The 7,640-nt window shown below is 56.6% G+C and carries 9 protein-coding genes and 1 pseudogene; 5 read left to right on the plus strand and 5 right to left on the minus strand.

Annotated features, from left to right (window positions below):
• Positions 1 to 135: 135 nt before the first annotated feature.
• The 4 genes from FVF58_RS50355 to FVF58_RS50370 all read right to left on the minus strand — a co-directional run bounded on the left by FVF58_RS50355 (position 136) and on the right by FVF58_RS50370 (position 2,765).
• Positions 136 to 537, minus strand: a complete 402-nt coding sequence (locus FVF58_RS50355) for a hypothetical protein (protein WP_149676892.1) — start codon at positions 535 to 537, stop codon at positions 136 to 138.
• Positions 538 to 625: 88 nt separating this feature from the next.
• A complete protein-coding gene (locus tag FVF58_RS50360) occupies positions 626 to 1,105 on the minus strand; it encodes a glycine zipper family protein (RefSeq protein ID WP_149676893.1) in 480 nt (159 codons plus the stop codon).
• A gap of 93 nt (positions 1,106 to 1,198) precedes the next feature.
• On the minus strand, positions 1,199 to 1,414 hold the full coding sequence (locus tag FVF58_RS50365; protein ID WP_149676894.1) for a hypothetical protein: 216 nt from the start codon (positions 1,412 to 1,414) through the stop codon (positions 1,199 to 1,201).
• A 691-nt stretch (positions 1,415 to 2,105) separates the two neighbouring features.
• Positions 2,106 to 2,765 carry an IS6 family transposase gene (locus tag FVF58_RS50370; protein ID WP_149676895.1) on the minus strand — a complete coding sequence of 220 codons (660 nt, stop codon included), beginning with the start codon at positions 2,763 to 2,765 and terminating at the stop codon, positions 2,106 to 2,108.
• A 17-nt stretch (positions 2,766 to 2,782) separates the two neighbouring features.
• Here FVF58_RS50370 and FVF58_RS50375 point away from each other — a divergent pair.
• Positions 2,783 to 2,980, plus strand: a pseudogene (locus tag FVF58_RS50375) (hypothetical protein); the annotation flags it as partial.
• 416 nt (positions 2,981 to 3,396) lie between these two features.
• Here the strand turns inward: FVF58_RS50375 and FVF58_RS50380 are convergent.
• On the minus strand, positions 3,397 to 4,359 hold the full coding sequence (locus FVF58_RS50380) for a LysR family transcriptional regulator (protein WP_149676897.1): 963 nt from the start codon (positions 4,357 to 4,359) through the stop codon (positions 3,397 to 3,399).
• A 343-nt stretch (positions 4,360 to 4,702) separates the two neighbouring features.
• Between FVF58_RS50380 and FVF58_RS50385 the strand changes: the two genes are divergently transcribed.
• The 4 genes from FVF58_RS50385 (at position 4,703) to FVF58_RS50400 (ending at position 7,633) form a co-directional block, all read left to right on the plus strand.
• A complete protein-coding gene (locus FVF58_RS50385) occupies positions 4,703 to 5,260 on the plus strand; it encodes a cupin domain-containing protein (protein ID WP_149676898.1) in 558 nt (185 codons plus the stop codon).
• 119 nt (positions 5,261 to 5,379) lie between these two features.
• On the plus strand, positions 5,380 to 6,057 hold the full coding sequence (locus FVF58_RS50390; protein ID WP_188131232.1) for an alpha/beta hydrolase family protein: 678 nt from the start codon (positions 5,380 to 5,382) through the stop codon (positions 6,055 to 6,057).
• A 42-nt stretch (positions 6,058 to 6,099) separates the two neighbouring features.
• Positions 6,100 to 6,720: a flavin reductase family protein gene (locus FVF58_RS50395; RefSeq protein ID WP_149676900.1), complete on the plus strand. Its 621-nt coding sequence runs from the start codon at positions 6,100 to 6,102 to the stop codon at positions 6,718 to 6,720.
• 43 nt (positions 6,721 to 6,763) lie between these two features.
• Positions 6,764 to 7,633: an MFS transporter gene (locus tag FVF58_RS50400; RefSeq protein ID WP_149676901.1), complete on the plus strand. Its 870-nt coding sequence runs from the start codon at positions 6,764 to 6,766 to the stop codon at positions 7,631 to 7,633.
• Positions 7,634 to 7,640: the final 7 nt, after the last annotated feature.

Below are 7,640 nucleotides of genomic sequence, written 5' to 3' on the forward strand. Positions count from 1 at the left end.
CTTCAAGCGAGCGACGAAACAGCACCCCTACCAACCCTGCTACCGCGCCCACCATGAGTGACAGAAGGCCCATTGCGATTAGCCCGCCGTGGTTCTCTTCGGGCGTGGTGGGCTTCATGATTGGTGCACGTCGATTTACGACGGTGTGCAGGACCCGAAGAGCACGAACACGTCGTCGCGGTTGACGAGGGTCGCGGACATGCCGCCCGACTTCGTGTCGAGTACGATGCTCCATCCGTAGCCGAGTTCCGTGCCTTGCATGAGCAACTGGCCTTCGCCGGCTTCCATGTACCGGATCGCGGTCGAGCGCTGCGACGACCCGACGATCGTCTTCTTCGCGAAGTTGATGTGGACGAAGTCCGGTGCGCCCAGGATCCCAGGCAGCGTCCGGAAGCACACTTCGCCGATGTCGCAGAAGTGCGCGTCGATCGTCGCGCACAGGAGCGGCTTGCTGCCGTCGAAGTCCGCCCCGAGAGCCCATGACGGCGACGAGCCGACCAGGATCGCAAGGGCGGTGGCCCGCAAAGGCTTCAGCATGGCGTTACCTCCTCTTTGTCATGGACCGGCTCGCGAACCCGCACGCCGCGCGGCACGGCCGCTCGCGCGCGCGAAGCCGGAGCCCTGTCTATTCGACGGTGTAGCCGCGGCCGGTCATGCAAGCCGTGACGGCTCGGTTGTAGGTCGCGAGCTGGTCCGATGCCTGCTGGTGCATGCCCGTTTGCTGCATCTCCATTTGTTGCTGCTCACGTCGCATTCGCATGCCCATGCCCATCGTGCCGACGAGGGCACCGATTCCTGCGCCCTCACCCCAGTGGCCGCCGGCCGCTCCCCCGATCAGGGTGCCGAATAGCGCGCCGCCCCCGGCCCCGCGAAGGAGGCCGCCGCGCTGCTGAGGCTGTGGCGGGCCGGCCGCCATCTGCTCGGCCAGCGCGACTGGATTGACCCCAGTGGTCTGCTGCGCCCACGCATGACATTCGGCGGTGTCGGTCTGCTGCTGCATAGGACTCTGCCCTCGGGCCGGATAGATGATCGGCTGCTGGGCCGCTGCCGCACAGGCGAGCGAGGCGAGCGTGAGGCCGATCGACAGGCGGGCGATTCTTTGCATGGCTCAGGCTCCCATGAAGGTCATCGAGTTTCGATGTGAGGGCGGTGGAGGCCTGCCCCGGCGCGCCGTGCGCCGCGCGCCGCGGGCCCGGAGTCAGTGATGGTCGAAGAGGTTGATGCAGCCGCTCTTGTACAGTTCGCGAACCTTGGGATTGAACGCCATCTTCGGGGTCTTCTTGCACTCGTCGATGATGACGCCGATGGGCGTCGCCGTGCCGACCGCCATCGTGTCGGTCTCGCGAATGCCGAGTCCTGTCGACGTCACCTTCGATAGATGCGTTTTCAACGCGTTGTAGTAGTAAGTCGCCAATATCTGCTGTTCCGTCGAGCTGACAAGTTTGGTGCCACGGACTGATCCCTATCATTGTACGTGTGCTTCAGGTAACACAGACCAATCACCAACATGAGCTGCCCAAGCGCCTGTCTGAGTACCGATATCTGGTTTGCCAATCCGCATCCGCCTTGGCACGGGGCAGTAGCCTTACTTTCCTGATGTCAATATTATCCGTTACGCTTCAATCGGAAGGCTATTGGACTTTGGTCTTATCCCGGCCCTTTATTCCTTTCGTGAGGTTTACGCGGCCACGCCGCAATCACCGCGCTGGCTCGGGAAACAAGCGGTCTGCGAAACCTGCCCTGAGTCAAGGCTTCCTTTAGTCACACTTTCCCGGAGCGTAAAACGAAGCAATGTTGTCACCGGACTATGCCCATGCGCGCGGGGGTTTCGCCATTGAATCGACAACATTGCTTCGCTAACTGGCGAAGTAAAGTCGTCACTTCGCGTTAGCGCGAATTAAATTTGTCAATTCGCATTCGTTCTAGAGCCATGAATCCGCTCGCATGGTGGTACTCATGGTCGACGTTTTGCGAAGCTTCGAGCGGCTCACGCTGCCGCGTCCTCGCGGCGCGCACCGTTATGACGTCTTCAGTCCGAAACTGGGGCGACGACACTGTCAAGTTGACGAGCGTCGGTTAGGTGTCTGGCTAAAAAGTAGTTGTCCTTACCAGGCAACTCGCTCAGCTGCGGCTGAGACAGTCCAGCCATGCCATGTGGCGAGGCGTTCTTTCAGTATGGCGCGGTGACATTCCGCGTTCATCCGATGTCTGGGTAACGCGAAGTGCTGCCGGATCAGGCCGAAGCATGAGAGAAAAGCCTGCGTGCGACGCGCGTCGCGAAAGCCGCACATTTGGCGCTCGCGCCTGCGGGTTGGTTGATGGCTATTCTCGGCGCGGTTGTTTACTCGTGCAGCTGCTTTGACGAAAACGTGCTTTACCTGAGCGAGTTCAGGGATATCAGCCTTCGCTGCCGGATAACTGCGCAGTTGATCCGTAACGATCTTCCGCGGCACCGGGTTTGACCGCAGCACTCGTCGAAAGAAGCGCCTGGCCGCACCCTTGTCGCGCCGCTTTTGTACCAACACGTCGACTTCTGCGCCATGCTCGTCGACGGCACGCCACAATAGATACGGCTCGCCGCGCAGCGTCACGAACATCTCGTCAAGGTGCCAGGTGCTGCGCGACTTGTGCCGCACCGCCTTGGCGCACTTGGCGAATCCAGCACCGAACTTGTCACACCAACAACGGATCGTTTCGTACGTGACCACGACGCCGCGCTCGAGACGAGAAATCGACGCACTACTTCTGGGTAACATGCAGGACATTTCGCCCGGATGACCCCGGTATGACGGAACAGATACGCGCCAATGCAGAATACGTCTTTGTGCACGAGGACCAATGGATGCTGGAGGCGATTCAGAAAGGTCTCGGCTCTGCGGACTTTCTCGAATCGAAGCCCGCCCTCATGCAGAGTGACGCCGCGATGGTCGCAACCCGGAGAGCGCTTGCCCAGCTCATTGCTCAGGAATCGGGTGAGTAGTGGGTGAAGCTACGGTTCTCTGGCCACGATGCCGGACCTGAAAAAGCCGACATTACCGAGTGACCGCTGTCGGTTGGTCGCGTAGTCCGGAAAGGCCGACGACGCGACGAACATGATCGTCGGGGGAAGGCCAGTTACCTGAGTGAAGCGACTTTCGAATGTCCGCCTGAGAGCGAGGTCGAATGACGGGCAATGAGTCCGTGTTACGGTGGAAAGGCGCGCTAGCAAAATTAAAGGACAACATTAGCGCTGCCGTGGACACGGCTAGCAGAATTAATCAACGCCAACAGCTGCCGAGACAAAGTGAGAGGCTAGTTCGCTAAGGGGGCCTCTACATTACAGCATCCGCGATGCGATTAGATGAGGAATTTCGCATATTGGCGATCATATCCAAGATAGCGCGGCGGTAATCGGAGTTAGCGGGTGAAATCGTCGAGAGGGTGGAGCGCTTCCTCGATTTTGCCGGCGTTAACGAGTTGATTTCTCAGCCAGCGCTGTATCGGATCCTTGTGGGTCCTCTCGTGCCAGTAAAGGCATACGTCGAAAGGAGGAACGGGGAGAGGTAGGTCAAACACGGCGATTTTGAATTTGGCCGAGCACCAGACGGCGGTTGTCCGCGGGACTATCGCCAGAAGATCGGACGTCTCGACAGCGTACGCAGCGAGCAGGAAACTCTCGCCTGTTACGGCCACTTTTCGTAGCCGCTTCGTGCGAAAAAAAGCATCTTCTATTGTCGACGAGTAGTAGCTTCCTGTCGCCGTCGATACTTCGTAATGCTCCATTTCACAGAGCGTTTCCAGAGAAATCTGCTTTGACCCGGACAACAATCGGTTCGTCCTCGACGCAATGCAGACGAAACTATCTTGGTAAAGAAGATGGGTTCTGAACTCCCGCAGCACGACTTTCGGTGAGCCGATTGCCAAATCGATATCACCGTCTCGAAGCCAGTCTTGAGCATGCTGTGGGTGTGGCGGAATCAGTTGAAGCTTTATGTTAGGCGCTTTGTTTCTAATTCTTGAAAAATTCCGGATGAGGACGGAGGCCTGAATTTGGTCTGTCGCGCACACCCGAATGGTGCGTGAAGTGGTCTCGGGTACCGGTTCTGGCTCCGAACGCAGCATCTGTTCAACTTCGTTCAATATGGAATCGATCGATGCAGCTAGCGTATGGCAGTGTTCAGTAGGCATCAAGCCGTGCGGTAGTCTGACAAATAAAGGGTCGCCCAGAGCTGTTCTCAACTTGGCCAGCGCTCCGCTGACCCAGCTTTGACTCATATTGAGAACCGACGCCGCGGCGGTTACGCTGCGCTCGGCATAGAGAACCTGAAAGCAGCGCAAATGGCCTAGATCGAGACCCTTGAAAAGGGGTTTGGTCTTCACTTTCTATAGCCTTCATCGGAAATATTGCGACTCTCAACCTTGCGGTTTGCCTCAGATGAGATTCTACCGTTGATCTGACAATTGTCGGCGCTGAGAACCGGGTACCCCAGTCTGAGGTAGGCATGCAGCCAAGCGGTCGTTATCAAAACGGCCACTTGGTGGAGATCTCGTCCCAAGCTTACGTCTGCGGAACCTCGTAGGCTTACCTGCCGTTTTTCGTCGTACCGCGCGGACAAGACCGGCTAGTGATTTCGTATTTTCCGATATCAGGTATCGATCCTCAATCGTAACCAAAGCCGCTAAAGTTGCCTCCAATGGTCACTAAACCCCTTGGAGATAAGCCTTGAGCAACTCAATGGATTCGTATATCGCACGACTGAAGGACCTGAAGCCGTCTGCAGCCGCGTATGAAGACCCAAGTATCGGTGTGCCAGTAGGTGCGTACGAGATGCTTGCAGCTCGGACAATCTATCGGGTAATGGCGTCCGAACGTGGTGCTCGCAGTGTGAGCAAACCGGCTATCGTAACTCATGATGGTTTCCAGCTTGGATTCGTGGAGTGTCCACCCGGCAACGGTGCAGCGCTGCACAAGCACGAACAGACCCAGGAGAGCTTCATGCCTCTAACGGGACGTTTCGAGGTCCGTTGGGGCGATCGCGGGGAGCATGCCACGGTGCTGGAGCCATTCGACGTCTTTGCAGTTCCGGCCGGCGTCTATCGGTCATTCAAGAATCTCGAAAATGAAACCGCGAAGATGTTGGTCTTCGTGCGTGGTTCGGAGCAGACCGTCATGAACGATCTGGTCTATGACAAGGCTTCCGGTGAAGCCGTTCTGGCTGCTTACGGTCCACAGGTTTTGTCGAATCTGAGCCGTATTGGCATTGCTTTCTCAGACGTCTGAATTCGCCTGTTGCTTAGCTTACCGATATGACTCGCAGTTTCCCGACGGCTCCAACCATAGACTTTAACGCTGCTCGAGCACTAACTGACTCCGGCAGTATCAGCGAGTTGGAGTTCACCATGCCGTGCAACGAAACCGTGGTTCCCGGCGTCCTCTGGAAAGGACGCATCAATTCGGACAGGGTTCCACTGATCCTGCTACAACACGGGGGCTCCGGTCACAAGCAGGATGAAGCTAACCGAGACTTGGGCACTCGTCTGGTATCTGCGCTCGGCTGTCTCGTCGCGGCTCTGGATGGACCCGTGCATGGCTCTCGAGCCGCTGCACCATCGGATGCCGCAGCGACTCAAGCGGCCTTCCGCGAGAGCTGGACAAAGGGAACACATACCGAGTCGTTTGTCGACGAGTGGACGGCCGCTATCGACGCTCTGGTCGCGCTGCCCTATGTGGATGCGGAACGAGTTGGCTGGTGTGGAGTATCGATGGGGACAGCCTTCGGGGTGCCGATCTGCGCAAAGTGCCCAGTGATCCGTAGTGCGGTTCTGGGCAAATGGTCTATCAACCAACGCGGCAGTCAGCACCTGGTTGCCATGGCGCAGGAAATTCGCTCCTCAGTGTTATTCGTTCAGCACTGGGATGACGAATTTTTTGACAGGAGCGGTACCCACGAACTCTTTGATGCACTCGGCACATCCGACAAGCGCATGTATGCGTATCCGGGTGGACACCATCACCGGACAGAGGAAGAACTGAACGCGTATATCCATCACTTTCAACGCTCGCTCCTGATTTTTTGACTTTCGAAACATAGAAATAGATGTCGTTTTGCTGGAGAAAAAATGCCTACCATTATCACCAAAGATAATCCGCCACTTGATACATATTTCCTTTTAACGTCTTTGGTCGTGCCGCGACCTATCGCATGGGTGTCTAGTATCAGCGCCAGCGGGGTGCGAAACCTTGCTCCGTACAGCCACTTCAATAACTGTTCGACGATTCCGCCGATCATGCACTTTACCTCTAACGGCGTGAAGGACTCCGTTCGGAATATCAAGGAGACAGGCGAGTTTGTTATCAATGTTGTGAGCCACAACTTCAGAAAACAGATGCGCATCACGTCCGCGGAGTGGCCCACTGGCGTCGATGAGTTCGAAAAGGCCGGACTCGAAAGCGTCCCGAGCGATTTCATTCGGCCAGAACGCGTGAAAGGAGCGCGGGCGTCGATTGAATGTAAGTTGCGCGACATCATTCAGATGGGCGACGGATACATGGTGTTCGGTGACGTCGTCTGCTTCCACATTGACGACGACGTATGGGTCAACGGACGGGTCGATATTTCCCGTCTCCAACCGGTCGGCAAGCTCGATGGGCTGAACTACTCGACGATTACGGAGGTCGAGCGTCTCGAACTTCCCGTAGACATTGCCCGAATGACGAAAGACTACGGCGGCACTAGATAGCAGCCGATCGATTTGTGCTTATCTAATAATATGGAGGCATACGGTGGAGACAGACCAGGAATTAGAAATATCGAATATCATTGATGGCAAGGGAATGGGCGGTCTTCAATACTGGACTATCGCCCTATGCTCTCTGGCAATCTTTCTTGACGGTTTCGACACTCAGGTCATTGGCTTTGTGGCGCCCGCAATCATCCATGACTGGAAAGTGGACCGTTCGAGTCTTGGACCTGTGTTTGCATCGGGTCTCGTTGGTCTTCTGATGGGGTCGCTCCTTCTGGGCCGTGCAGCGGATAAATTTGGCCGTAAGCCTACGATAATCTTTTCGACTGTTCTGTTCGCTATATGCATGCTGGCGACAGCTTACGCAACGGAACTTAGGCAGCTCATCGTGCTGTGGCTCATTACCGGAATCGGGCTCGGTTCAATTATTCCGAACGCTGCCTCCCTGGTTGGAGAATACACGCCTCGGCACCGGAGGGCTTCTACAGTAAACGCATTGTCTGTCGCGTTCACTGTTGGGGCTGCTGCTTCCGCATTTTTGGCATCGGTGGCCGTGCCTCGATACGGCTGGCGTTCGGTGTTCTACATCGGTGGTTTGGTGCCTTTAGTACTTGCCGGTCTAATGATTCTGTATCTGCCAGAGTCTCTCAGGCTTCTCGTTCTACACAAAAAGTGTCGGCAGGCAGTGCGCTGGTACAAAAGGCTGTCGCCTGCTGCAGGAGAGGTGGACCCTCTGCGATTCGTGGTTACCGAACCATCAGTAACCGGGTCCGCTGTTACCTTCCTTTTCAAGGGTATGCGATCCACGAACGACGCCCTTCAGAGTAAGGTGGCAGAGCGCTTGAGGTGTGGTAGCGATGCAGGTCAGCGGGGTTCGGAGGGCATCTTCCAGGGAAGCAGCGCGTCGTAGTCATCGA

This window comes from Paraburkholderia panacisoli, from assembly GCF_008369935.1.
GTDB lineage: Bacteria > Pseudomonadota > Gammaproteobacteria > Burkholderiales > Burkholderiaceae > Paraburkholderia > Paraburkholderia panacisoli.

Bases quoted from the DNA above. Each gene is read 5' to 3' on its own strand.
- FVF58_RS50355 (WP_149676892.1), bottom strand. From the start codon at position 537: ATGCTGAAGCCTTTGCGGGCCACCGCCCTTGCGATCCTGGTCGGCTCG.
- FVF58_RS50360 (WP_149676893.1), bottom strand. From the start codon at position 1,105: ATGCAAAGAATCGCCCGCCTGTCGATCGGCCTCACGCTCGCCTCGCTC.
- FVF58_RS50370 (WP_149676895.1), bottom strand. From the start codon at position 2,765: ATGTCCTGCATGTTACCCAGAAGTAGTGCGTCGATTTCTCGTCTCGAG.
- FVF58_RS50390 (WP_188131232.1), top strand. From the start codon at position 5,380: ATGCCGTGCAACGAAACCGTGGTTCCCGGCGTCCTCTGGAAAGGACGC.
- FVF58_RS50395 (WP_149676900.1), top strand. From the start codon at position 6,100: ATGCCTACCATTATCACCAAAGATAATCCGCCACTTGATACATATTTC.